The following is a 23,881-nucleotide window of genomic DNA, read 5'->3' as shown; positions in this document are numbered from 1 at the left end:
CGGTCCGTAGATCGTATGGGCATACCGTGACCGCTCCCTGGCCCTTCCGGGCCCGGCCCCGTCCTGGTCCCGTCCGTCGCGGAGGTCCCCATGACCGCACCGGCCCGCAACCCGCGCTCGCACCGGGCCCGCCACGGCGCCCCCCGCCGCCCCCGCTGGGGGCTGCGGATCACCTCGCTGGCCGCGCTGGCGGTGCTGGGGGCGGGGGGCATCGGGCACGCCGTGGTCAGCGGGATCGACAGCCGGATCGACCGGGTGGACGCCTTCCGCGGGCTGGTCGACCGGCCGCCCGAGACCCGCCAGGGGATGAACGTGCTGCTGGTGGGCACGGACGGCCGGGAGCGGATCAGCCGGGCCCAGCGGGACCGCTACCACCTGGGCGGCGCGCCCTGTCACTGCACGGACACGCTGATGCTCGTCCACCTCTCCGCCGAACGGGACCGGGCGACCGTGGTCAGCCTGCCCCGCGACACCTACGCGATGATCCCCGAGCACACCGACGAGGCCGGCCGCAGGCGCCCGGCCCACCCGCAGAAGCTCAACGCCGCCTACGCCGAGGGCGGGCCCAGCCTGACCGTACGGACGGTGGAGCACCTGACCGGCGTGCACGTCGACCACTATCTGGAGGTCGACTTCGTGAGCTTCATGCGGACCGTCGACGTGCTGGGCGGGGTGCGGGTGTGCTCGGCCAAGCCGCTCCGGGACCGCTACAGCGGGCTGGACCTGCCGGCGGGGCCCAGCGACCTGGACGGCGGGCAGGCGCTCCAGTACGTACGCTCCCGGCATCTCGACGGCGCCGCCGACCTGGGCCGGATGCAGCGGCAGCAGCGCTTCCTCGCCTCGCTCCTGCACCAGGCGACGAGCAGCGGGGTGCTGCTGAACCCGGTGAAGTTCCAGGAGGTCTCCGCCACGCTGCTGGGCTCCGTCCGCGCCGACCGGGGCTTCGGCGGGGACGAGCTGGTCGGGCTGGGCCGGGCGATGCGCAACCTCACGCCCTCCTCCGCGGAGTTCGTCTCGGTGCCGGTGGGGGTCGCGGACTTCCCGGTGCCGCGCATCGGCTCGACCGTGAAGTGGGACGAGGCTGCGGCCGGCAAGCTCTTCCAGGCCCTGCGCGACGACCGGCCGCTCACCGAGCAGAACCGCCGGGCGCACGACGCCAAGGCGCCGCGCCGGCTGGCGGGGCCGCCGGCGCCGGTCGAGGTGGCGCCGCAGAAGGTCCGGGTGCAGGTCTACAACGGCAGCGGCCGCCACGGCCTGGCCCGCGCCACCGACCGGGACCTGCGCACGACCGGTTTCAGCACGACGGGCCTGCCGGCGGACGCGCGGGTGCCGGTACCGCAGCGGCGCACGGTGATCGCCTACGACCCGCGCTGGGACCGCTCGGTGCGCACCCTGGCGGCGGCGCTGCCGGGCGCGGAGCTGCGGCCGGTGCCGCGGCAGGGGCCGGTGATGAAGGTGACGCTGGGGCTGGACTTCAAGGAGGTGCGGGCGGTGCGGGTGATTGTGCCGGTCCCGAAGCGGCGGGGGGCGGCGGCGGTCACGGGCGACCAGGTGATCTGCCCGGAGGGGCCGCTGGGAGCGGCGGGGGTGTAGCGGGGGGAGTTTTCCCCTCCCCGCCCCTTCCCGAATGTCCTCAAGCGCCGGACGGGCTGGAATCCGGTCTCCGGACCTGTCGGCGCAGGCAGGCCTGAGCGAAATCCAGCACGCCGGCCCGGCCGGTGAAGACCGGGACGGGCGGAATCGGCCCCCAGCCCCGCCGGTAGGAGCCGACCCGGGCACATCCAGCCCCTCAGCCCGCCGGTGAAAGCCGACCCGGGCACATCCAGCCCCTCAGCCCGCCGGCAAAAGGCCGGCCCGGGCAAGATCCGGACCCCGGCCCCGGCGGCAAAGGCCGGCCCGGGCGGAATCCAGCCCGTCCGGCGTTTGAGGACACCGCGCGGTGGCGCGGAAGGGCGGCCCGGGGCGCGAGCCCCGAAGACCGTGGACGGTCAATCCTCGATACCGTCCGCGGCCCGCTTCTCGCGGAGCTCCATGATGGCCCGGCGGCGCGCCAGCCGGTGCGTGCGGCGGATCTGCGCCTCCTGGTAGCGCCTGCGGTCCCGCTCCGTCTCCGGGAGGACCGGCGGGACGCGCCGCGGCTTGCCGTCGGCGTCGACCGCGGCGAAGACCAGGTACGCGCTGCCGACCTGGACGGCGGGCGTCGACTCGTTCCACCGCTCGGCGAGCACCCGGACGCCGACCTCCATGGAGGACCGGCCGGTCCAGTTCACCTGGGCCTTCACATGGACGAGGTCCCCGACGCGGACCGGCTCCAGGAAGGCCATCTCGTCCATGGACGCGGTGACCGCGGGGCCGCCGGAGTGCCGGCCGGCGACCGCGCCGGCGACGTCGTCCACCAGCTTCATGATCACGCCGCCGTGGACGGTGCCCAGCAGATTGGTGTCGCTGCCGGTCATGATGTGGGACAGCGTCGTGCGCGAGGCCGACGTCGTCTTGCCGGGTATGTCCGTCTCCGGATTCCGGTCCTGAATGGTCATGTCCACCACTGTATGCCGCCCGTCGCCCGAGGGCCGTTCTGCATCAGCTCTGCAACAGCCCTGCCCCGATCATGTGGTCGCCCTGCCGGTCGCCCGGGTACCCGGGGCACACTGCGTTACATGAGCGATTGGCCGGATGGGCGGACCGACGAGCGGGGCCGGTACGGGCGCGGCAGTACGAATGCCGAGCCCGAGGGCGCCCGCGCCATGCCCCATGTGCGGCGCACGGCGCCACCCCGCCAGTACCAGCCGGCACCGGGCTACGACGAGGGCCCGGCGGTCACGGACCACGCCTCCGGCGGGCGCCGGGACGACGGCTACAACACCGGACAGGTCTACGGTCCCGGCGGCCCGGCCGGCCCGGGGCGCGGCGGCCACGGCGGGCACGGCGGCCGGGGCCCGCGCGGTGGCGCGCCGCGCACCACCCCGCCGAACTGGCGCAAGCGGATCACGGTCGGCCTGACCGCCTTCGTGGTGGTGCTGCTGGCCGTCTCCGTCGGCACGTACTTCTGGGCCGACTCCAAGCTGCGCCGCGAGGTCGACCTGGGCAAGGTCCAGGACCGGCCGGCGGCGGGCGAGGGCACCAACTATCTGATCGTGGGTTCCGACAGCCGCGAGGGCCTGTCCGACGAGGACAAGAAGCAGCTGCACACCGGGTCGGCGGACGGCAAGCGCACCGACTCGATGATGATCCTGCACACCGGTGACAACGGCACCACGATGCTGAGCCTGCCCCGCGACTCGTACGTCACGATCCCCGCCTTCACCGGCAAGGAGTCGGGCAAGAAGTTCCCCGCCTCGACGCACAAGCTCAACCAGGCCTACGCCGACGGCGGGCCGGAGCTGCTCGCGCAGACCATCGAGTTCAACACCGGGCTGCGCATCGACCACTACGCGGAGATCGGCTTCGGCGGCTTCCGCAATCTGGTCGACGCGCTGGGCGGCGTGGAGATGTGCCTGGACAAGCCGCTGAAGGACCGGGACTCCGGCGCGGACTTCAAGGCGGGCTGCCAGGAGCTGGACGGTGCCCAGTCGCTGGCCTTCGTGCGCCAGCGCCACCAGGAGGCCGACCAGGACCTGGGCCGGATGCGCAACCAGCAGAAGTTCCTGAACACCCTCGCGAAGCAGGCCGCCTCGCCGAGCACGGTCCTCAACCCGTTCCGCCTCTACCCCGTGATCGGCTCCGGGCTGGACACGCTCATCGTCGACAAGGACATGGGGCTGTTCGACCTGACGTCGATGTTCTGGGCGATGAAGGGCGTGACGGGCGGCGACGGCAAGCAGCTGACAGTGCCGATCGCGTCCGCGAACTTCCCGACGCGCAGCGACGGCGTCGCCGTGAAGTGGGACACGGCCAAGGCCAAGCAGCTCTTCGACCAGCTCAAGAAGGACCAGAAGGTCACCGCCGAGTGATCACGGGGCCTCGGTGGTGCTGGCGTCGATCAGGGCGAAGGCACCGCCCTGCGGGTCCTGGACCACGGCCATCCGCCCGGCGACCATGTCGAACGGCGGCTTGATCACCGAGCCGCCGGCCCGGATCACCGCGTCGACCGTGCTGTCCGTGTCGTCGACCGAGAAATAGGTCAGCCAGTGCGACGGTCCGTCGGGCGGGGCGGGCAGCACGCCGAGCGCCTGCATCCCGCCCACCGTCCGGTCGCCCGCGGTCAGCGAGAAGTAGCCGGGCGCGCCGTCCATCGGGGCCGCCTTGAGGCCGAGCGCGGTGGCGTAGAAGCCCGAGGCGGTGGCCGTGTCGTTGGTGTTGAGCTCGTTCCAGATGAACGAGCCGGGTTCGTTGACGACCTTCGCGCCCGTGAAGTCCTTGGCCTGCCAGAGGCCGAAGACCGCGCCCGTGGGGTCCTCGGCGACCGCCATCCGGCCGAGGGTGAGCACGTCCGTCCCGTGCATCATGAGCTTGCCGCCGTTGCCGGTGATCTGCCGCTCGGTGGCGTCCAGGTCGTCGGTGGCCAGATAGGTGGTCCACACGCTCGGCGGCGCCGGGTCGGGCGTGCTGCCGTCCGGGTTCATCGCCGTCATGATGCCCGCCACGGGCTTGCCGTCCTTGGCGCAGATCGCGTACCCGCCGGTCTCGGGCGGCCCGGCCTCGCCCTGCCAGCCGAACAGGTCGCGGTAGAAGTCGAGGGCGGCCTGCTGGTCGGGGACCATCAGGTCGACCCAGCAGGGGGTGCCGGGTGGGTACGGACCGGTGACGTCGGGCATGAGCGGGGCCTCCATGGCGGTACGGGCGTCCTCCACCCGCAGCTTCGGCGCGCGGCCGCGGCGCCGCCAGGGGTATTGGCCCGTACGGGCGCGAAAGGCCCCCCGGCAGGGTGCCGGGGGGCCTTCCCGCTCGCGCGCCGCACGGGCGCGTGCCCGGGGCTACTTCGGCAGGTTCCTCGCCATCACGATGCGCTGGACCTGATTCGTGCCTTCATAAATCTGCGTGATCTTGGCGTCGCGCATCATGCGCTCGACCGGGTAGTCACGGGTGTAGCCGTAGCCGCCGAGGAGCTGGACGGCGTCCACCGTGACCTCCATGGCCACGTCGGAGGCGAAGCACTTCGCCGCCGCGCCCTGGAAGGTGAGGTCGCTGTCACCGCGCTCGGACTTGGCGGCGGCCGCGTAGGTCAGCTGGCGGGCGGCCTCGATCTTCATGGCCATGTCGGCGAGCATGAACTGGACGCCCTGGAAGTCGCCGATCGGCTTGCCGAACTGCTTGCGCTCCTGGACGTAGCCCTTGGCGTAGTCGAGGGCGCCCTGGGCGATGCCGAGGGCCTGGGCCGCGATGGTGATGCGGGTGTGGTCCAGGGTCTTCATCGCCGTGGCGAAGCCGGTGCCCTCCTCGCCGATCATGCGGTCCGCGGGGATGCGGACGTTGTCGAGGTAGACCTCGCGGGTCGGGGAGCCCTTGATGCCGAGCTTCTTCTCCGGGGCACCGAAGGAGACGCCCTCGTCGGACTTCTCCACGACGAAGGCGGAGATGCCCTTGGAGCGCTTCTCGGGGTCGGTGACGGCCATCACCGTGTAGTACTCGCTGACGCCGGCGTTGGTGATCCAGCGCTTCACGCCATTGAGGATCCAGTGGTCGCCGTCGCGCACGGCCTTGGTCTTCATGCCGGCCGCGTCGGAGCCCGCGTCGGGCTCGCTCAGGCAGTACGAGAACATCGCGTCGCCCTTGGCGAGCGGGCCCAGGTAGCGCTTCTTCAGCTCGTCCGAGCCGGAGAGGATCACCGGCAGCGAGCCGAGCTTGTTGACCGCGGGGATCAGGGAGGACGAGGCGCAGACGCGGGCGACCTCCTCGATGACGATCACGGTGGCCAGGGCGTCGGCGCCGGCGCCGCCGAACTCCTCGGGGACGTGCACGGCGTGCAGGTCCGAGGCCACCAGGGCGTCCAGCGCCTCCTGCGGGAAGCGGGCCTGCTCGTCGACCTCGGTGGCGAACGGGGCGATCTTCGCCTCGGCGAGCTGGCGCACGACCTTGCGGAGCTCGTCGTGCTCCTCGGCCGGCCGGTACAGGTCGAAGTCCTTTGATCCCGCCAAGGCGTACTCCCCTGAGAGTTAACTACCGTTTAGTAACTCGATTCTAGGGGGCGGCTTCCGGGCAGGGATACGTGAGCTTGCCGACAGCGTCGCGACGACGGTCCGCACGAGTGCGCACCGCGCTCGGCACCACGTCCGGTACGGCGCCCGATGTTCATGGCGTCTCCCCAGGTCCTTCCCCTGCCGGGCCCCTACTATGCTCGGGCACCGCACCAGCCCGTCAGCACATGGAGCACGCATGGCCCCCAGGATCACCGTGATCGGCACCGGATACCTCGGCGCCACCCATGCCGCGGCCATGGCCGAGCTCGGCTTCGAGGTACTGGGCCTCGACGTGGTCCCCGAGAAGATCGAGACGCTCGGCCGGGGCAAGGTCCCCATGTACGAGCCCGGGCTGGAGGAGCTGCTGCGCCGCCACGTGGCCGGCATCGAGGGCTCGACCGGCAGGCTGCGCTTCACCACCTCCTGGGAGGAGGTCGGCGAGTTCGGCGACGTCCACTTCGTCTGTGTGAACACCCCGCAGAAGCACGGCGAGTACGCCTGCGACATGTCCTACGTCGACGCCGCCTTCTCCTCGCTGGCCCGGGTGCTGCACCGCCCGGCGCTGGTCGTCGGCAAGTCGACCGTGCCGGTCGGCAGCGCGGCCCGGCTCGCGGCGCTGCTGCGCGAGCTCGCCCCGGCGGGCGACGAGGTCGAGCTCGCCTGGAACCCCGAGTTCCTGCGCGAGGGCTTCGCCGTCCAGGACACCCTGCACCCCGACCGGATCGTCGTCGGCGTCTCCGGCGAGCGCGGCGAGAAGCTGCTGCACGAGGTCTACGCGACCCCGATCGGCGAGGGCACCCCCTTCGTCGTCACGGACTACCCGACGGCGGAGCTGGTGAAGACCGCCGCCAACTCCTTCCTCGCCACGAAGATCTCCTTCATCAACGCCATGGCCGAGGTGTGCGAGGCGGCCGACGGCGACGTGGTGAAGCTGGCCGAGGCCATCGGCCACGACGAGCGGATCGGCAAGAAGTTCCTGCGGGCCGGCATCGGCTTCGGCGGCGGCTGCCTGCCCAAGGACATCCGCGCCTTCATGGCCCGCGCCGGCGAGCTGGGCGTGGACCAGGCGCTGACCTTCCTCCGCGAGGTCGACTCCATCAACATGCGCCGCCGCGGCCACATGGTCGAGCTGGCCCGCGAGAGCCTGGGCGGCAGCTTCCTCGGGCAGCGGGTCGCCGTCCTGGGCGCGACCTTCAAGCCCGACTCCGACGACGTCCGGGACTCCCCCGCGCTGAACGTCGCCGGGCAGATCCACCTCCAGGGCGGCCAGGTCACGGTCTACGACCCCAAGGGCATGGCCAACGCCCGCAGCCTCTTCCCGACGCTCGGCTACGCGCCGACCGCGCTGGAGGCGTGCCGCGGCGCCCAGGTGGTGCTGCACCTCACCGAGTGGGCGGAGTTCCGCGAGCTGGACCCGGCGGCGCTGGGCGAGGTCGTGGCCGCGCGCCGGATCCTGGACGGCCGCAACGCCCTGGACGCGGCCGCCTGGCGGACCGCCGGCTGGGCCTTCCGGGCGATGGGCCGGCCGCAGGCGTAGCCCGGCGGACCCCGGGGGAAGCACCCCCGGGACCTCATTCTTTCCCCCTCGCACCACCCGCACCGTCCGAGGAGAGAGCGTGTCCTTCGCGAAGATCACGGCCACCGTCGTCGACTGCCCCGAGCCGCTCCGGCTCGCCCGGTTCTACGCCGAGGTGCTCGGCGGCCGGATCGAGGAGGACCCCGAGGACGCCGACTGGGTGGACCTCCATCTGCCGGACGGCGCGCGGCTGGCCTTCCAGCGCGCCCCCGGCTTCGTACCGCCGGAGTGGCCGCGCGCCGACGGCGGCTCCCAGCAGCTCCACCTCGACCTCGACGTGACGGACATGGAGTCGTCGCACGCGCGGGTGCTGGAGCTCGGGGCGAAGCCGCTGGACGTGGACGACGACGGGGGCCGGCGCGACTTCCGTGTCTACGCCGACCCCGCGGGGCACCCGTTCTGCCTGATCCGTACCGCCTGAGCGGTCCGGCCGGCTCTTTCCGGCCGTTCCGCTCCGGCGGGCCGGTCAGCCGTCCAGCTGGTCGATCGTGGCGATCGACGGGCCGCGGCTCGCCTGGAGCCCGCGCGCCACGTCCTCCGCGTCGCGCAGCACGCGCACGGCGTTCTTCCAGGTGAGCTTGGCGAGGTCGGCGTCCGACCAGCCGCGGCGCAGCAGCTCCGCGATCAAGTGGGGGTAGCCCGCGACGTCCGCGAGGTCGGCCGGGGTGAAGGCCGTGCCGTCGTAGTCGCCGCCGATGCCGATGTGGTCGACGCCGGCGACCTCGCGCATGTGGTCGAGGTGGTCGGCGACCGTCGCGGCCGTGGCGAGCGGGCGCGGGCGGACGGCCTCGAAGGCGCGCTGCACGGCCATGCCCGCGGCCGTGGTGTCCAGGTGGTGCAGGCCGTTGGCGCGCATGTTCTCGTCCGCGGCCAGGGTCCACTCGATGGCGGCCGGCAGGATGAACTTGGGCACGAAGGTGGCCATGGCCACGCCGCCGTTGGCGGGCAGCGCGGCGAGCACGTCGTCGGGGATGTTGCGCGGGTGGTCGCAGACGGCGCGCGCGGAGGAGTGCGAGAAGATCACCGGCGCCTCGGTGACCCGCAGCGCGTCCCGCATGGTGCCGGCCGAGACGTGGCTGAGGTCGACGAGCACGCCCGTGCGGTTCATCTCCCGGACGACCTCCTCGCCGAAGCGGGTCAGCCCGCCCGCCCTCGGCTCGTCGGTCGCCGAGTCCGCCCACGCGATGTTGTCGTTGTGGGTCAGCGTCATGTAGCGGACGCCGAGCCGGTGCAGGGCGCGCAGCGTCGCGAGGGAGTTGTTGATGCTGTGGCCGCCCTCGGCGCCCATCAGCGAGGCGATCCTGCCCTCGGCGCGCGCCGCCTCCATGTCGTCGGCGGTGAACGCGAGCCGGAGGTCGGCGGGGTGGCGGGCGACGAGCTGCCGTACGACGTCGATCTGTTCGAGCGTGGCGCTGACGGCCTCGTCGCCGGCCATGTCGGTGCGGACGTAGACGGACCAGAACTGCGCGCCGACGCCGCCCTCGCGCAGCCGCGGCAGGTCGGTGTGCAGGTCGGCGCTCTGGTCGGTGGCGATGTCGCGCCGGTCGAGGTCGTAGCGGACCTGCTCGCGCAGCGCCCAGGGGAGGTCGTTGTGGCCGTCGACGACGGGGTGCGCGGCGAGGAGCTCCCGGGCGCGGGCGAGGTGGGCGTTCCCGGCGGTCACGGCGGTCACTTCCCGAAGCCGAAGGAGTCGTTGCCGCCGGCCTTGGCGCGCAGCCGGCGGCCCTTCTCGGTCGCCTGCTCGTTGAGCTCGTCCTGGAAGTGGCGCATCCGCTCCTGGAGCTCGGCGTCGTGCGCGGCGAGCATCCGGACGGCGAGCAGGCCCGCGTTGCGGGCACCGGCGACGGAGACGGTGGCGACCGGCACCCCGGCCGGCATCTGCACGATGGACAGCAGGGAGTCCATGCCGTCGAGGTACTTCAGCGGCACGGGCACGCCGATGACCGGCAGCGGGGTGACGGAGGCGAGCATCCCGGGCAGGTGGGCGGCTCCCCCGGCGCCGGCGATGACCGCCTTGAGACCGCGGCCCGCGGCCCCCTCGCCGTACGCGATCATCTCGCGCGGCATCCGGTGCGCGGAGACGACGTCGACCTCGTAAGGGACCTCGAATTCGTCCAGGGCCTTGGCGGCGGCCTCCATGACGGGCCAGTCGGAATCCGAGCCCATCACGATGCCGACGAGGGGGGAGCTGGTCATTCGGTGATCGTTCCTCGCAGATATCCGGCGGCGTGGCTCGCGCGCTCACGCACATCCGCCAGGTCGTCGCCGTAGGTGTTGACGTGCCCGACCTTGCGGCCGGGCTTCACGTCCTTGCCGTACATATGGATCTTCAGCCCCGGGTCGCGTGCCATGCAATGGAGGTACGCGGAATACATGTCCGGGTAGTCGCCGCCGAGCACATTGGCCATGACGGTCCACCGGGCCCGGGGGCGGGGGTCGCCGAGCGGGAGATCCAGCACGGCCCGGACGTGGTTGGCGAACTGCGAGGTGATCGCGCCGTCCTGGGTCCAGTGACCGGAGTTGTGCGGGCGCATGGCCAGCTCGTTGACGAGGACGCGGCCGTCGCGGGTCTCGAAGAGCTCCACGGCGAGGTGTCCGACCACGCCCAGCTCCTTGGCCACCTTCAGGGCGAGCTCCTGGGCGTGCGCCGAGAGCTCCGCGGAGAGGCCGGGCGCGGGGGCGATCACGGTGTCGCACACGCCGTCGACCTGGATGGACTCCACGACGGGGTAGGAGACCGCCTGGCCGTGCGGGGAGCGGACGACGTTGGCCGCGAGCTCGCGGACGAAGTCGACCTTCTCCTCGGCGAGGACGGGCACCCCGGCGCGGAAGGGTTCCCGCGCGCCCTCGGCGTCGCGGACCACCCACACGCCCTTGCCGTCGTAACCGCCGCGCACGGTCTTGAGGACGACGGGGAATCCGTCACCCTCTTCCGCGAAGCGCACCACGTCGGCCGGATCGGCCACGATCCGGTGCCGTGGACAGGGCACTCCGATCTCCGTGAGCTTCGCCCGCATCACGCCCTTGTCCTGGGCGTGCACCAACGCGTCGGGCCCGGGGCGGACGGGGATGCCGTCGGCCTCCAGGGCCCGTAGGTGCTCGGTCGGAACGTGCTCGTGATCGAAGGTGATCACATCGCAGCCTTGTGCGAAAGCACGAAGGGTTTCCAGGTCGCGATAGTCGCCGATGACGACCTCGCTCACGACCTGGGCCGCCGAGTCCTGCGGGGTATCGCTGAGCAGCTTGAACTTGATGCCGAGGGGGATGCCCGCCTCGTGGGTCATACGGGCGAGCTGGCCGCCGCCGACCATGCCGACTACCGGGAACGTCACGCCCCCAGAGTATCCGTACGCGCGAACCACCCGGGCACCGCGTTTGGAGGATCGTCCGAAGAGACGTCCCGTGCGGTGATGGCCGATATCGCGCGCGTTCGTCTCGCGTTCACCGACTCGGCCCATCGGCCGCCGGGGTCGCTGGATAGCATGAACGCCGCTTCACCCCTCGGAACACTTTCCCCGACCGCCCACCGACGGAGCCTGACGATCGTTATGAATCAACGGCGCACAGTGCGATCCCGGCTGGAACGGCTGGCCCGCGAGATCGCGAAATTCGGCGCGGTCGGAGCCATGGGGTTCGTGGTCAATCTCATCGTCTTCAACATCTGCGTGCACGGATTCCAGCTCGCGGTGGTGCGCTCGGGCGTCATCGCCACCGCCGTCGCGATCGCCACGAATTATGTGGGCAACCGCTACTGGACGTACCGCGAGTGCGACCGCTCCCGGCGCAGCCGCGAGCTCTCCCTCTTCCTGCTCTTCAGCGGGGCGGGCCTGGTGATCGAGAACGGCATCCTGGCGCTCTCGCACTACGGCTTCGGGCTGACCTCGTCGCTCGCGGACAACATCGCGAAGAACGTCGTCGGGCTCGGCATAGGGACGGTCTTCCGCTTCTGGTCCTACCGGACCTGGGTCTTCCGGGCGCTGCCCGCGCGGGAGGCCGTGGAGACTGCTGAATCGTTCCTGGCGACGGCTCCGGAGCGGGCCGAGGCGCGTAAGTAGGTGTCCCCGGGGGCGCCGGAGGTACGGGCGGCGGCTCTCAGCCGTCGCCTTCGCCGTGGCCGTCCGCCTCACGGCTCAGGAAGAGCGCGAACACCGGCGGGTTCGCCTGGAGGAGCTCCAGCCGGCCGCCGTCCGCCTCCGCCAGGTCGCGGGCGACCGCGAGGCCGAGGCCCGTGGAGTTCCGGCCGCTGACCGTCCGCTCGAAGACCCGGGCACCCAGGTCCGCGGGGACCCCCGGGCCCTCGTCGGTGACCTCCACGACCGCCTGGTTGCCCGTGACCCGGGTGCGCAGCGCCACCGTGCCGTCCCCGTGCATCAGGGAGTTCTCGATGAGCGTCGCGAGGACCTGGGAGACGGCGCCCGGGGTGCCGACGGCCCGCAGCCCCGGCTTGCCCGAGCGCACCAGCGCCCGGCCCTCACTGCGCGTGGCGGGCCGCCACTCCTCCAGCTGCTGCTTGATGACCTCGTCCAGGTCGAAGGTGACGGCCGAGCTGGACTTGGGGTCACGGGAGTTCGTCAGCAGCCGCTGGACGACGTCGGTGAGCCGCTCCACCTGGGCGAGGGCGATCGTCGCCTCCTCCTTGACCGTCTCCGGCTCGTCGGTGAGCGTGATCTCCTCCAGCCGCATGGAGAGCGCCGTCAGCGGGGTGCGGAGCTGGTGCGAGGCGTCGGCGGCCAGCCGCCGCTCGGCGGTGAGCATCCGGGCGATCCGCTCGGCGCTGGAGTCCAGGACGTCCGCGACCCGGTCCAGCTCGGGCACCCCGTAGCGGCGGTGGCGGGGCCGGGGGTCGCCCGAGCCCAGGCGCTCGGCCGTCTCGGCGAGGTCGGTGAGCGGCGCGGTGAGCCGGTTGGCCTGACGCACGGCCAGGAAGACGGCCGCGACGACGGCCAGCAGGGCCACCGCGAGGATCACCAGCAGGGTGCGGCCGACCTCCCGGCTGACCGTGGAGCGGGACTCCTCGACCCGGACGATCTCGCCCTGCTCGCCCTTCTCCGTCGCCGCGATGACCCCGCCCTCCGGGCGGGTGCCGACCTCGATGGAAGGGCGGCCCGGGATGTCGATGCGGGCGTAGCGCTCCTGCGTGATCTGCTCGCGCAGCACCCCGGACTCCACGCGCTCGTGCCCGAGCAGCCGGCTGTCGACGATGGCGACCAGGCGCACGGCCTCGGACTTCACGCTCTCCCGCGCGCTGCTCTCGATCGTCCGGGTCTCGACGAGGACGAGCGAGACGCCGAAGACGGCGATCACGACGAGGACGACGGCGAGGGTGGAGTTGATCAGTCGGCGGCGCACGGTGCCCTCCGGGCGGTGGTACGAGGAGCAGCCCGGACGGGCCGCTGCGTCGGCTCAGCTCTTCTCGAAGCGGAATCCGACGCCGCGGACCGTGGCGATGTAACGCGGGTTCCCGGCGTCGTCCCCGAGCTTCTTGCGGAGCCAGGAGATGTGCATGTCGAGGGTCTTGGTGGAGGACCACCAGGTGGTGTCCCAGACCTCGCGCATCAGCTGGTCGCGGGTGACGACCCGGCCGGCGTCCCGGACCAGCACCCGGAGCAGGTCGAATTCCTTCGCCGTGAGCTGGAGTTCCTCCTCGCCCATCCAGGCGCGGTGGGACTCGACGTCGATGCGCACGCCGTGGGTCGCGGCCGGCTGCTGGTGGGACTCGACGGCGCCGCGCCGCAGCAGGGCCCGGACCCGGGCCAGGAGCTCGGCGAGCCGGAAGGGCTTGGTGACGTAGTCGTCGGCGCCGGCGTCCAGGCCGACGACGGTGTCCACCTCGTCGGCGCGGGCGGTGAGGACCAGCACGGGGAAGCCGTGGCCCTCGGTGCGCAGCCGTCGGCAGACCTCCAGGCCGTCCATTCCGGGCAGCCCGAGGTCGAGGACGAGCAGGTCCACCCCGCCCTTGAGGCCGGCATCGAGTGCCGCGGGACCGTCTTCGCGCACCTCCACCTCATAGCCTTCGCGGCGCAGCGCGCGCGCGAGAGGCTCCGAGATGGACGCGTCATCCTCGGCGAGCAGTACACGGGTCATGGGGTGATGGTAGTCCGCTCGGGCCCACGTCAGAGGTGCAGTCGGCGCCACCGGGACCAACACTTCACCTCGGCTGAACTCACCTTCGAAAGGGTGTGAATGGTTCCGGATCGGCCTGTGATCCATGTCTCAACTCCTTCCTTTTGCGGGCGGTGTGTGACGTATGGTTACCGGAAGTCTGTAGCACCACCGAGGGACCTTCGGCAGGTTTTCGCACCGAAGGTCTCTGTTGTGCGCGGGGCTGGACCCCCAGCCTTGTTTCACAGTGAATGACCTGGCGGCCGGGCCCGCCGCGCGAAGATGCGCGGGGGCGTGGATCCCGGTGCACGGCCGACCTGCCGGCCCTCACAAGGGCCGAACCCCTGGGGCGTAGGGGGCGGACGGTGCGGTGTCCGGTGCCGGCCAACCCCCACCCGGGCGCGCAGCAGCTCCACCGCGCGTCCCGAGCACACAAGGATCGACCATGGCGTCCAGCCTGACGAAGGGAACCGCCGAGCAGGAGAAGACCTCTCCGAGCGCCGGCGGCATGACCTTCTTCGGCCACCCCCTCGGCCTGGCCCCCCTCTTCCTGACGGAGATGTGGGAGCGCTTCAGCTATTACGGCATGCGCGCTCTCCTCGTCCTCTACCTGATCGCGGGTGGCCCGGACGCGAAGCCCGGCAGCCAGGGCGGCGGTCTGGCGATGCCCGAGGCCAGCTCGGTCGCCATCTACGGCGTCTACGTGGGCATGGTCTACCTGCTCGCCATGCCCGGCGGCTGGTTCGGCGACCGGATCTGGGGCCCGCGCAAGACGGTCACCATCGCGGCGGCCGTGATCATGGCCGGCCACCTGTGCCTGGCGGTCCCCGGCAAGCCGTCCTTCTTCATCGGCCTCGCGCTGGTCGCGATCGGCTCCGGCCTGCTGAAGTCCAACATCTCCACCATGGTCGGCCACCTCTACGACGGCCCGCAGGACCCGCGCCGCAACGGTGGCTTCACGATCTTCTACATCGGTGTCAACCTCGGCGCCGGCCTCGCGCCGCTCGTCATCGGCACCGTCGGCCAGACGGTCAGCTGGCACCTGGGCTTCGCGATCGCCGCGATCGGCATGGGCCTCGGCCTGATCATCTTCCTGCTGGGCACCCGCCTCCTGAGCCCGGAGAGCAGCGTCGTCCCGAAGCCGCTGCCGGCGGACGAGCGCAAGTCCATCCTGATGAAGGCCCTGCTGTGGTTCGGCATCGCCGCCGTCTTCTACGGCGTCGTCGCGGGCACCGGCCACTTCACGCAGAAGTGGGCCACCATCCCGCTCGCCCTGCTCGGCGTGGCCATCCCGGCCGCGGTCCTGATCCGCATCAAGCGCGACAAGGACCTGACCTCGGACGAGCAGACCAAGGTCACCGGCTACATCTGGTTCTTCATCGCCGCCGCCGTGTTCTGGATGATCTTCGAGCAGGCGGGCTCGACGCTGTCGACCTTCGCCGAGAAGCGGACCTCGGACACCATCTTCGGCTGGCAGATCCCGTCCACGCTGTTCCAGTCGATCAACCCCATCTGGGTCATGACCATCGCCCCGGTCATCGCCTGGCTGTGGCTGTGGCTGGCCCGCCGCGGCAGCGAGCCGAGCTCCACGGTGAAGTTCGCGGTGGCCATGGTCCTCATCGGCGCGTCGTTCTTCATCTTCGCGATCCCGATGTCGTCGGCCTCGGAGGGCTCGAAGGCCGGCCCCATGTGGCTGGTGATGATCTACATGATCCAGACCATCGGTGAGCTCTGCCTCTCCCCGGTCGGCCTGTCGCTCACCACCAAGATGGCGCCGGTGAAGTACGCCAGCCAGATGATGGGCGTCTGGTTCCTCGCGGTCACCGCGGGCAACTGCACCACGACCCTGCTGCGCGAGGTCGGCGGTCTCGACCTCAACGGCATCGGCGTGATCCTCGGCCAGGCCACCGCGGCGGTCCTCGCGGCCTTCGCGGTGTGGATGTACCGCAAGAAGATCGAAGCCCTCATGGGCGACGTCCGCTGACGCGGTCGCGGAACGGTTGAGGGTGCCCCCGGCGCGATGACGCGCCGGGGGCGCTTTCATCGGGGCCGCTCCGGCCGGCTCACGGCAGGGGTGCGGGAGGCTCGGGCGGGGGCGGCGCCGGGCGGCCGGGGGCCGTGTCCGGCGTGAACCACGGGAGGGTGCGGGCGGGGGAAGCCCCGGCCGCCGCCGAGGAGGCGCTGGAAGGCGGCGCGGAGGCTCCCGGAGCCTGACCGGAGGGCCTGATGCCGCCGGAGGCCGCGGAGGCCGCCTTACGGGCTTTACGGGCCTTACCGGCCACACGGGCCTTCCGGACCCTACGGGCCTTACGGCTCTTACCGGTTTCACTACGGGTCTTACGGACCTCCGCGGGCCGGAACCGGTCCACGACGGCCATGCCCGCCCGGAACAGCCCCGCGGGCACCACCACACCCAGCAGGATCCAGAAGAGCGTCACACCCCACGGCCTGCTCACGTCCCACGGCTCCTCGACGAGCAGCTTGTCGCCGTACTTCAGCGACACCAGGTAGTCGCCGTACGCGCCCGCCGCCAGTTCCACGTCCAGCGCGACCTTCGCCCGTTGCCCGGCCGGGACCGTGCCCCGCCAGCGCCGCTCCTCCCAGGTGGGCGCGAGCACCCCGTGCGAGGCGCCGACCCGGAAGACCGGGTTCTCGGCCGCCGTGGTGCCGAGATTGCCCACCGTAAGGACGAGCCGCCGCCTGGGCGGCGCCCCGAACCACGTGAGGATCCCGCTGGAGCCTTCCAGCCGCGCCCCCAGGACGCCGAGGCGCTCCCCGCCCGTCTGCCGGGGCAGCGGGGCGATCGGATGACCCGCGACGGCGAAGGGCGCGTCCACGGCCGCCGCCTCGCCGGTCACGGTCGCGACGTGCACCACGCACGGGCAGGGCTTGGGCGGCGCGGCGACCGGGATGCCCGTACGGAAGGCGCCGTCCGCGCCCGTGGTGGCGGTCCGGCCGTCCGCGTTGGCGCAGGCGTTGGTGCCGCCGATCATGTTCTGGCCGCAGACGAGCAGGGTGAGCAGCGTCCCCGGCCGCCACCCGGTGCCGCTCACGGTGAGGCTGCCGCCCTTGCCGGCCTCCTTACGGTCCAGGGTGACGGCCGGAGTGAGCACCGAGCCGTCGGCGGCCGCCCGGCCCGCGGGCAGCGGGACGAGCAGCGCGGCCGCGAGCAGGACCACGAGGAGCCCGGCCCAGGGGCGGCCGTGGCGGCGGGGAGCGGGGGCGCCCGTCACGCCGGGGTCCCGGCGACGGGCTGCGCGGCGGCCTCTCCGGGGGTCTCGGGAGGGGCCTCGGGGACGGCACGCTCCGGGGGCCGGGCAGGACGACGGGCGCGCGGGCGGCGGCGTACGGGCTGCGCGACCGCCTCCCCGGAGGCGTCGGGACGGCCCTCCAGAGCGGCACGCTCCCGAGGCCGAGCCGGACCACGGGGGCGCAGGCGACGGCGTACGGGCTGCCCGACGGTCTCCCCGGAGACCTCGGAACGGGTCCCCTGGGCGGCACGCTCCGGGGGCAGCCCCCGGCCACGGGCCCGCAGGCGGCGGCGTACGGCCTGCGCCACCGTCCCCCCCGAGCCCTCGGGAGGGTTCTCCAGGGCGGCACTCTCCGAAGGCCGCCCCCGGCCACGGGCCCGCAGGCGGCGGCGTACGAACAGTCCGGCCGAGGTCACCAGGGCGAGGGCGAACACTCCCAGTGCCGGCAGCACCCAGGGCAGGGGCGTCCAGGCTCCGGTGGCGGAGGCGTGCGCGCCGCCGGGGGCCGTCGCGGTGACCCGGACGTCGACCCGGTCCAGGCGCGGCGCACCGGGCCACGGCTCGGCCAGCCGCACCCTGCCGCCCGGTGGCAGCTCGGCGGGTACGCCGCTCGCGGCACGCCGCAGGACCGTGCCGAAGAGGCCGTCGGCGCGGATGGCCAGGCTCGGGGCGAGCGTGGTGTTGCCCCTGTTGACCAGGGCGTACCGGATGACCGCGCCCGTACCGGCCTTCTCGACCCGCACGTCCTCGACGGCGAGCGCGGCCAGCGCGGGCCCGCCGGTGACGCGCAGGGCGAGCCGTATCCGCGCCTCCCGGCCGCCGCCGGTGACGACGAGCGCGGCGGAGTGGTCGCCGGGCCGGGCGCCGCTCGGGACGGTCACGGTGAACGGGACGTCCGCGCGGGTCCGCGGCGGCACCCGCACCCGCTTCGCGGCCAGGGCGATCCAGGGGCCGGAGCCCCGCAGCTCCAGGGAGCGCGGCTGATCGGCGGGGTTGGCCACGGAGAGGCTGTCCTCCAGGACCGCGCCCGGGCCGCCCTCCAGGTAGAACGCCGTGCGGGCCGGAGCGCCCTTGCCGTTCGTGGCGGGTGCCGCGGTCCAGGGCGGGGCGGCGGCGAGGGCCGCGGGGGCGGTGAGCAGGACCGCGGTCGCGGTGAGGGCGCTCAGGGCGAGGCGGGGGCGGGTCGTCATCGGCGGCTCCCTGTGCGGGCGTACGGCGCGGGGGCGGGGGTGGACGGGGCGGGGCGGTGCCTCCGGCGGTCGTTCCCCGGCCCCGCCCCTTCCCGGCCCGGGGCTCCGCCCCGGCCCCGGTCCTCAAGCGCCGGACGTGCTGCTCTCAGCCCGTCCGGCGCTTGAGGACACCGCGCGTCAGCGCGGAAGGGGGCCTGGGGGCGGAGCCTCCAGTTCCGGGAAGGGGCGGGTAGGGGAAACCGCCGCGCACCCCTTACCCCGCCGCGCGGTTCCGCCGGGTGAGCCAGAGCGCCCCGGCCACCCCCGCGAGCAGCACCGTGCCACCCAGCGTCCCGAGCGCGACCGCGGAATCCGTGGGCCCGGTCTGCGGCAACTGCCCACCACTGCTGGAACCGGAACCTCCGGTAGTGCTGCCGCCCGAGCCGCCCGTGGAGCCGCCCGTCGACCCGCCGGTCGTCGAACCACCCGTGTCCGAGCCGCCCGTGGACCCGCCCGTGGTCGAGCCGCCTGTCGTGGACCCGCCCGAGGACGACCCGCCGGGCAGCTTGACGTCGAGCGTCAGTGAAGGCTTCGGGTTGTTCGACGGGGTGCACGTGGTCGTCGTGCCGAGCGCCTTGATGGTGAGGACGCCGGCCGTGAAGGTGACGGAGCCGGCCTTCTTGGGCGTGTACGTGCCCGACAGGTCACCGATCTTGATGGGTGTGTTGGCGGGGATCTTGTCCGCGTTCGGGGGGCCGGTCACCGCGACCGTGCCGGACTCCGCGCCGCCGAGCTTGATCAGGGCGCTCGGCTGCATCGCGCCCTTGCCGAGTTCGACGGGGCTGGAGGAGACGCCCTTCTCGAAGGACATCGTGAGCTTGTACGTGTCGCCGGTGGGCGTCGCCTTGATGTCGATGGGCGAGACGGCGCTGCGGTCCCCGATCGGGGTCTTGCACTGGTAGTTCACGTCGACCGTGACGGCGTGCGCGGCCGGGGCGACCAGCAGAATCGTCCCGCCGGCCAGGGCGGCGGCAGCCGCCGTCGCGGCCGTACGGCGCGCGGTGCGGCGTGGTAAGTGGGACACCTCGGGTTCCCCTCTCGTCCGGTGCCGTAGCCGAAATTCACTGACGACACATCAGATCGGGCGCCGACAGTACGCCGGGGACCTTGCGGAAGGAAGACACGGAACGCGCCGCTGTGGACATCAGCGGCGCGTGACCGGGCGCCGGCGGGCCCGCGCGGGGCCGGCCGGGTCAGGCGGGCGCGGCGAGCTCCGCCCAGACGGTCTTGCCGGGGCGGCCGTCGTTGCGCACGACCCCCCAGTCCAGGCAGAGGCGCTGCACGATGAACATGCCGTGGCCGCCCGGCCGGCCCGCGCGGTGCGGGGTCCGGGGCGCGGGCTGGCCCGCGCCGAGGTCGACGACCTCCAGCCGCAGCACCTTGCCCGCGCAGCTCACACGGAGCTCCTCGGGGCCGTCGGCGTGCAGGCAGGCGTTGGTGACCAGCTCGGAGACGACCAGCAGGACGTCCTCGGCGGCGGCCCGGTGATCGGCGGTGGCGGCCGGCAGCCAGCCCCAGTCCTGGAGTGCCTGGCGGGCGAAGTCCCGGGACCGGGGCACGGCGCCGCTCACCCCGACCAGGCGCAGGCGGCGGACCTGCCCGGCCGGTGGTGGGGTGACGGGCGAGGCGGCGCCTTCCGCCTCCGGACCGGGCTCGCCCGGCGGCGGGTACGGCCGGGTGGTGCTCATCAGCGCTTCACCTCACCGATTCACCGATTCAGAAATGATGGTCACCTGGCACATTGAACAGATTCAGCAGACTCCTGCCCGACCGAACGAGGGGAACACCCACTTCTTCGGTGCGACACTGTGACGCAGGCAACGCGTGCGTGACACAGGTGACGGGGCGGTGTGGCCGTGGTCACTCGGCGGCTACTCGGCGAGCGCGGCGTCGAGCGTGTCGTGCACGGCGAAGACGGCTTCGGCACCGGTGATCTCGAAGACCCGGGCGACGACGGGCTGCATGGCCGCGAGGTGGACGGCGCCACCGGCGGCCTCCGCGGTGAGGCGGGCGCCGAGGAGCACATTGAGCCCGGTGGAGTCGCAGAACTCCAGCTTCGAGCAGTCGACGACCACTCGGGACAGGCCCTGCGCCACACATCCGTCCAGCGATTCACGGAGCAGATCGGCCGTATGGTGATCGAGCTCACCCGCCGGCGTCACGACGGCGCTCCGGCCATGGCGCCGGACCTCAACATTCAGCCGGCCCTTGCTCGCACTGCCGACCATTTCGCGGTCCATGCGCGTCCTTTCTCGTGGGCCTGCGTGGGCGGGGAAAACACTACGCCTTCGCTACGGCGTCCGGTAGCCGAACATCCGTTATTTACCCATATAAGAGGACAAGACTCACTTGCTATCCGGAGGGCAAGGCAGGTAGGGCTAGTAGAGGACATCCACCACGGACGGCTTTGGAGGCGCCGCAAACCGCAGCAAGAAGTCATGGCATCGGCGGCCTTATGCCGAGAATGATGGAGGAGACCATGTCACCCCGGCTCGACGAACCGCGTACCGAATACTCTCGGGAGACCGCCTCGTCGACAACCCCGCCCGAGCAGATCGAGCCCGAGAACTGGGGGCTCCCCACGATCCCGCCGTACGACGAGGTGGGACCGGTCGACGCCCGGGCGTTGTCCAAGACGCTCTTCGCGCGGCTCATGGAGCTCGAAGAGGGCACCCACGAATACGCGTACGTACGCAACACCCTGGTCGAACTGAACCTGGCGCTGGTGAAGTTCGCGGCCTCCCGCTTCCGCTCCCGCAGCGAGCCGATGGAGGACATCATCCAGGTCGGCACGATCGGTCTGATCAAGGCCATCGACCGCTTCGAGCTCAGCCGGGGCGTCGAGTTCCCGACCTTCGCGATGCCGACCATCATCGGTGAGATCAAGCGCTTCTTCCGCGACACCAGCTGGTCGGTGCGCGTCCCGCGGCGCCTCCAGGAGCTCCGCATCGAGCTGGCCAAGGCCCGTGACGAGCTGGCCCAGCAGCTGGACCGCTCCCCCACCGTCGGCGAACTGGCCGAGCGCCTCGGCATCCCCGAGGACGAGGTCGTCGAGGGCATGGCCGCGAGCAACGCGTACACCGCGAGCTCCCTGGACGCCCAGCCCGACGAGGACGACACCGAGGGCGCCCTCACCGCCCGCATCGGCTACGAGGACCACGGCCTCGAAGGCATCGAGTACGTCGAGTCCCTCAAGCCGATGATCGCCGAACTCCCGTCGCGCGACCGGAAGATCCTCTCCTTGCGCTTCGTGGCGAACATGACCCAGTCGGAGATCGGCGAGGAGCTGGGCATCTCCCAGATGCACGTGTCCCGCCTGCTCTCCCGCACGCTGGTCCGGCTGCGGAGGGGACTGACGGTCGAGGAGTGACCGCCCGCCGTTCCCTCCCGCCCCTTCGCGGAGCGCCGCACGGAATCCCGTGCGGCGCTCCGCGTTTCCGTGACGTACGCGGGCGGCGAGACGCCCGTACGGCTACGCCGCCGCCCCCTCCGTCGCCGCGAGCAGTCCCGCCAGCGACGTCCGCGCGCCCTGGAGGTCCGCGATGCGCGCGTCGAGGCCCTCCAGGTGCTCGCGCAGGTGCGTGGCCACGCACGGGTCGAAGGCCGTCGCCGCAGCGCCCCGCACGCACGGCAGGACGTCACGGATGACGCGCGTGGGGAGCCCGGCCGCGAGCAGCACCCGGATGCGGCGGACGGTCTCCGGCGCGTCCGCGTCGTAGCGGCGGTGGCCGCTGGGCAGGCGCCGGGAGGCGAGCAGGCCCTGCTCCTCGTAGTAGCGCAGCAGCCGGACGCTCACGCCGGCGGCCCGCGCCAGTTCACCGATCTTCATGTGACCCGCCCCACATCCCCTTGAATCTCACACGGGTGTGAGAATTTAGCGTTGCGGTCATGACGAACACCGCACCCGCCCCGGCCGATTCCCCTTCCGCCGCTCCCGCCGTCAACAGCAACCCCTTCAACCTCCGCGTCATCGAGGAGTTCCGGGCCAACGCGGGCCGGGTCGGAGGGCAGTTCGCCGGGGTGAGGCTGTTGCTCCTCACCACCCTCGGGGCCCGCAGCGGGCTGCCGCGCACCACTCCCCTCGTCCACCTGGAGGACGGTGCGGACCGGCTCGTGGTCTTCGCGTCGAACGGCGGGTCGCCCACCGCCCCGGCCTGGTTCCACAACCTGATGGCCGCGCCCGAGGCGACCGTGGAGGTGGGTGCGGAACGGCGTTCCGTACGGGCCCGGCTCGTGGACGAGGCCGAGCACGACGCGCTGTGGGCCCGTCAGATCGCGGCCGACCCGGCCTTCGCGGACTTCCGTGAACGGGCGCGGCGGGCGGGGCGGACGACTCCCCTGGTGGCGCTGGAGCGGGTCGCGCCGGCCCCGGAGGCCGGGGGCGCGGTGTGAGGCGCCCCCGGGTCCGTCAGAGCTCGCGGACGCCGCGCCGCCAGACCGCCGTGACCAGGGGGACGCCCGGCCGGTAGGCGAGGTGGACGTGGCTGGGCGCGTCGAGGAGGGCGAGGTCGGCGCGGGCCCCCGGGGAGAGGCGCCCGATGTCCGTGCGGCGCAGGGCAGCCGCGCCGCCCGCCGTGGCGGCCCACACGGCCTCGTCGGGGGTCATCCCCATGTCACGGACGGCCAGGGCGACACAGAACGGCATCGAACTGGTGAAGGACGAACCGGGGTTGCAGTCCGTGGAGAGCGCGACGGTGGCACCCGCGTCGAGGAGCCGGCGGGCGTTCGGCCACTGCGCGCGGGTGGAGAACTCCGCGCCCGGCAGGAGGGTGGCCACGGTGGCACCGCTCGCGAGGGCGTCGACGTCGGCGTCGGTGAGGTGGGTGCAGTGGTCGGCGGAGGCGGCGCCGAGCTCGACGGCGAGCTGGACGCCGGGCCCGTAGGACAGCTGGTTGGCGTGCACGCGCGGGACGAGGCCGCGGGCGGCGCCGGCGGTGAGGATCGTCCGGGCCTGGTCGCCGTCGAAGGCGCCCTTCTCGCAGAAGACGTCGATCCAGCGGGCGTGCGGGGCGCAGGCGTCGAGCATCGGGCCGGTGACGAGGTCGACGTAGCCGGCCGGGTCGTCGGCGTAGTCGGGGGAGACGATGTGCGCGCCGAGGTAGGTGACCTCTTCGGTCTGCGCGGCGGCGATGCGCAGGGCGCGGGCCTCCTGCTCGACGGTGAGGCCGTAACCGGACTTGGTCTCCAGGGTGGTGGTGCCCTGACGCAGCGCCTCGTGGAGATAGCGCCGGAGGTTGGCCGCCAGCTCCTCGTCGCTCGCGGCGCGGGTGGCCGCGACGGTGACGCGGATGCCACCGGCGCTGTAGCTCCTGCCGGACATCCGGGCGTTGAACTCGGCGGTGCGGTCGCCCGCGAAGACGAGGTGGGAGTGGGAGTCGACGAAGCCGGGGAGCACCGCGCGGCCCCCGGCGTCGACGCGATTGTCAGTGGCGGGTGCTTTGCTGGACGTACCGACCCAGGCGACGCGGTCGCCGTCGACGACGACCGCCGCGTCCTGGAGCAGACCGAGGGGGCCTTCACCGAGGGAGGGGTCGTTGGTGACGAGACTGCTGATGTTGGTGATGACCGTGGTCGCCATGGGCGGTCGGTTCTCCTTCGGGTTTCTCG

At 72.5% G+C, this 23,881-nt stretch carries 23 protein-coding genes; 8 read left to right on the top strand and 15 right to left on the bottom strand.

Annotated features, from left to right (window positions below; all coding sequences use genetic code 11):
• Positions 1-90 precede the first annotated feature (90 nt).
• On the top strand, positions 91-1,593 hold the full coding sequence (locus SMD11_RS20625) for an LCP family protein (RefSeq protein WP_087927856.1): 1,503 nt from the start codon (positions 91-93) through the stop codon (positions 1,591-1,593).
• A gap of 395 nt (positions 1,594-1,988) precedes the next feature.
• Here SMD11_RS20625 and SMD11_RS20620 read toward each other — a convergent pair whose 3' ends face one another.
• Complete coding sequence (locus tag SMD11_RS20620; RefSeq protein ID WP_087927855.1) at positions 1,989-2,537, bottom strand: acyl-CoA thioesterase; 549 nt, start codon at positions 2,535-2,537, stop codon at positions 1,989-1,991.
• A gap of 120 nt (positions 2,538-2,657) precedes the next feature.
• On the opposite strand from SMD11_RS20620, the gene SMD11_RS20615 reads away from it, so the two are divergent.
• Complete coding sequence (locus SMD11_RS20615) at positions 2,658-3,950, top strand: LCP family protein (RefSeq protein ID WP_087927854.1); 1,293 nt, start codon at positions 2,658-2,660, stop codon at positions 3,948-3,950.
• Here SMD11_RS20615 and SMD11_RS20610 read toward each other — a convergent pair whose 3' ends face one another.
• Both SMD11_RS20610 and SMD11_RS20605 read right to left on the bottom strand, forming a co-directional pair.
• Positions 3,951-4,754 carry a VOC family protein gene (locus SMD11_RS20610; protein WP_087930627.1) on the bottom strand — a complete coding sequence of 268 codons (804 nt, stop codon included), beginning with the start codon at positions 4,752-4,754 and terminating at the stop codon, positions 3,951-3,953.
• A gap of 159 nt (positions 4,755-4,913) precedes the next feature.
• Complete coding sequence (locus SMD11_RS20605) at positions 4,914-6,074, bottom strand: acyl-CoA dehydrogenase (RefSeq protein WP_087927853.1); 1,161 nt, start codon at positions 6,072-6,074, stop codon at positions 4,914-4,916.
• A 238-nt stretch (positions 6,075-6,312) separates the two neighbouring features.
• On the opposite strand from SMD11_RS20605, the gene SMD11_RS20600 reads away from it, so the two are divergent.
• Together SMD11_RS20600 and SMD11_RS20595 are read left to right on the top strand one after the other, a co-directional pair.
• Positions 6,313-7,653, top strand: coding sequence for a UDP-glucose dehydrogenase family protein (locus tag SMD11_RS20600; RefSeq protein WP_087927852.1), 1,341 nt, complete (start codon positions 6,313-6,315; stop codon positions 7,651-7,653).
• Between the two features lie 79 nt (positions 7,654-7,732).
• Positions 7,733-8,113, top strand: a complete 381-nt coding sequence (locus SMD11_RS20595; protein WP_087927851.1) for a VOC family protein — start codon at positions 7,733-7,735, stop codon at positions 8,111-8,113.
• A gap of 45 nt (positions 8,114-8,158) precedes the next feature.
• Here SMD11_RS20595 and SMD11_RS20590 read toward each other — a convergent pair whose 3' ends face one another.
• From SMD11_RS20590 to SMD11_RS20580, 3 genes are read right to left on the bottom strand one after another with little or no spacing between them, the layout of a single operon-like run.
• On the bottom strand, positions 8,159-9,355 hold the full coding sequence (locus tag SMD11_RS20590; protein WP_087930626.1) for a dipeptidase: 1,197 nt from the start codon (positions 9,353-9,355) through the stop codon (positions 8,159-8,161).
• A 5-nt stretch (positions 9,356-9,360) separates the two neighbouring features.
• Positions 9,361-9,888: a 5-(carboxyamino)imidazole ribonucleotide mutase gene (gene purE / locus SMD11_RS20585; protein ID WP_087927850.1), complete on the bottom strand. Its 528-nt coding sequence runs from the start codon at positions 9,886-9,888 to the stop codon at positions 9,361-9,363.
• Positions 9,885-11,003 (bottom strand): 5-(carboxyamino)imidazole ribonucleotide synthase, encoded by a 1,119-nt coding sequence (locus SMD11_RS20580; RefSeq protein ID WP_234366433.1) that lies wholly within the window; start codon positions 11,001-11,003, stop codon positions 9,885-9,887. The genes purE and SMD11_RS20580 overlap by 4 nt, the downstream gene beginning before the upstream one ends.
• 237 nt (positions 11,004-11,240) lie before the next feature.
• On the opposite strand from SMD11_RS20580, the gene SMD11_RS20575 reads away from it, so the two are divergent.
• Complete coding sequence (locus SMD11_RS20575) at positions 11,241-11,747, top strand: GtrA family protein (RefSeq protein ID WP_087927848.1); 507 nt, start codon at positions 11,241-11,243, stop codon at positions 11,745-11,747.
• 37 nt (positions 11,748-11,784) lie between these two features.
• Here the strand turns inward: SMD11_RS20575 and SMD11_RS20570 are convergent, their stop codons facing one another.
• A complete protein-coding gene (locus tag SMD11_RS20570; RefSeq protein WP_087927847.1) occupies positions 11,785-13,041 on the bottom strand; it encodes an ATP-binding protein in 1,257 nt (418 codons plus the stop codon).
• A gap of 54 nt (positions 13,042-13,095) precedes the next feature.
• A complete protein-coding gene (locus tag SMD11_RS20565; protein ID WP_087927846.1) occupies positions 13,096-13,776 on the bottom strand; it encodes a response regulator transcription factor in 681 nt (226 codons plus the stop codon).
• 463 nt (positions 13,777-14,239) lie between these two features.
• On the opposite strand from SMD11_RS20565, the gene SMD11_RS20560 reads away from it, so the two are divergent.
• On the top strand, positions 14,240-15,778 hold the full coding sequence (locus SMD11_RS20560) for a peptide MFS transporter (protein ID WP_087927845.1): 1,539 nt from the start codon (positions 14,240-14,242) through the stop codon (positions 15,776-15,778).
• 79 nt (positions 15,779-15,857) lie between these two features.
• Here the strand turns inward: SMD11_RS20560 and SMD11_RS20555 are convergent, their stop codons facing one another.
• From SMD11_RS20555 to SMD11_RS20535, 5 genes are all read right to left on the bottom strand, one after another.
• On the bottom strand, positions 15,858-17,027 hold the full coding sequence (locus tag SMD11_RS20555; protein WP_087927844.1) for a hypothetical protein: 1,170 nt from the start codon (positions 17,025-17,027) through the stop codon (positions 15,858-15,860).
• A complete protein-coding gene (locus SMD11_RS20550; RefSeq protein WP_199843919.1) occupies positions 17,024-18,235 on the bottom strand; it encodes a hypothetical protein in 1,212 nt (403 codons plus the stop codon). Before SMD11_RS20550 ends, SMD11_RS20555 begins: the two co-directional genes overlap by 4 nt.
• 253 nt (positions 18,236-18,488) lie before the next feature.
• Entirely contained in the window at positions 18,489-19,298 is an 810-nt protein-coding gene (locus tag SMD11_RS20545) for an LPXTG cell wall anchor domain-containing protein (RefSeq protein WP_087927843.1), read from the bottom strand.
• A 169-nt stretch (positions 19,299-19,467) separates the two neighbouring features.
• Positions 19,468-19,962: an ATP-binding protein gene (locus tag SMD11_RS20540; protein WP_087927842.1), complete on the bottom strand. Its 495-nt coding sequence runs from the start codon at positions 19,960-19,962 to the stop codon at positions 19,468-19,470.
• A 183-nt stretch (positions 19,963-20,145) separates the two neighbouring features.
• Positions 20,146-20,514, bottom strand: a complete 369-nt coding sequence (locus SMD11_RS20535) for an STAS domain-containing protein (protein ID WP_087927841.1) — start codon at positions 20,512-20,514, stop codon at positions 20,146-20,148.
• 239 nt (positions 20,515-20,753) lie between these two features.
• Here SMD11_RS20535 and SMD11_RS20530 point away from each other — a divergent pair, with 239 nt between their 5' ends.
• On the top strand, positions 20,754-21,644 hold the full coding sequence (locus SMD11_RS20530) for an RNA polymerase sigma factor SigF (RefSeq protein WP_087930625.1): 891 nt from the start codon (positions 20,754-20,756) through the stop codon (positions 21,642-21,644).
• Between the two features lie 102 nt (positions 21,645-21,746).
• On the opposite strand, the gene SMD11_RS20525 is transcribed toward SMD11_RS20530, so the two are convergent.
• Positions 21,747-22,103, bottom strand: a complete 357-nt coding sequence (locus SMD11_RS20525; RefSeq protein WP_087927840.1) for a MerR family transcriptional regulator — start codon at positions 22,101-22,103, stop codon at positions 21,747-21,749.
• 59 nt (positions 22,104-22,162) lie between these two features.
• Between SMD11_RS20525 and SMD11_RS20520 the strand changes: the two genes are divergently transcribed.
• Positions 22,163-22,666, top strand: a complete 504-nt coding sequence (locus tag SMD11_RS20520) for a nitroreductase/quinone reductase family protein (RefSeq protein WP_087927839.1) — start codon at positions 22,163-22,165, stop codon at positions 22,664-22,666.
• 16 nt (positions 22,667-22,682) lie between these two features.
• Here SMD11_RS20520 and hutI read toward each other — a convergent pair whose 3' ends face one another.
• On the bottom strand, positions 22,683-23,852 hold the full coding sequence (gene hutI, locus SMD11_RS20515) for an imidazolonepropionase (RefSeq protein ID WP_087927838.1): 1,170 nt from the start codon (positions 23,850-23,852) through the stop codon (positions 22,683-22,685).
• Between the last annotated feature and the right edge of the window lie 29 nt (positions 23,853-23,881).

Origin of the sequence: Streptomyces albireticuli, from assembly GCF_002192455.1 — a bacterium.
Classification (GTDB): domain Bacteria; phylum Actinomycetota; class Actinomycetes; order Streptomycetales; family Streptomycetaceae; genus Streptomyces; species Streptomyces albireticuli_B.
Note: the sequence above shows the minus strand (reverse complement) of the source record. Positions and strands in the feature narration are given on the sequence as shown.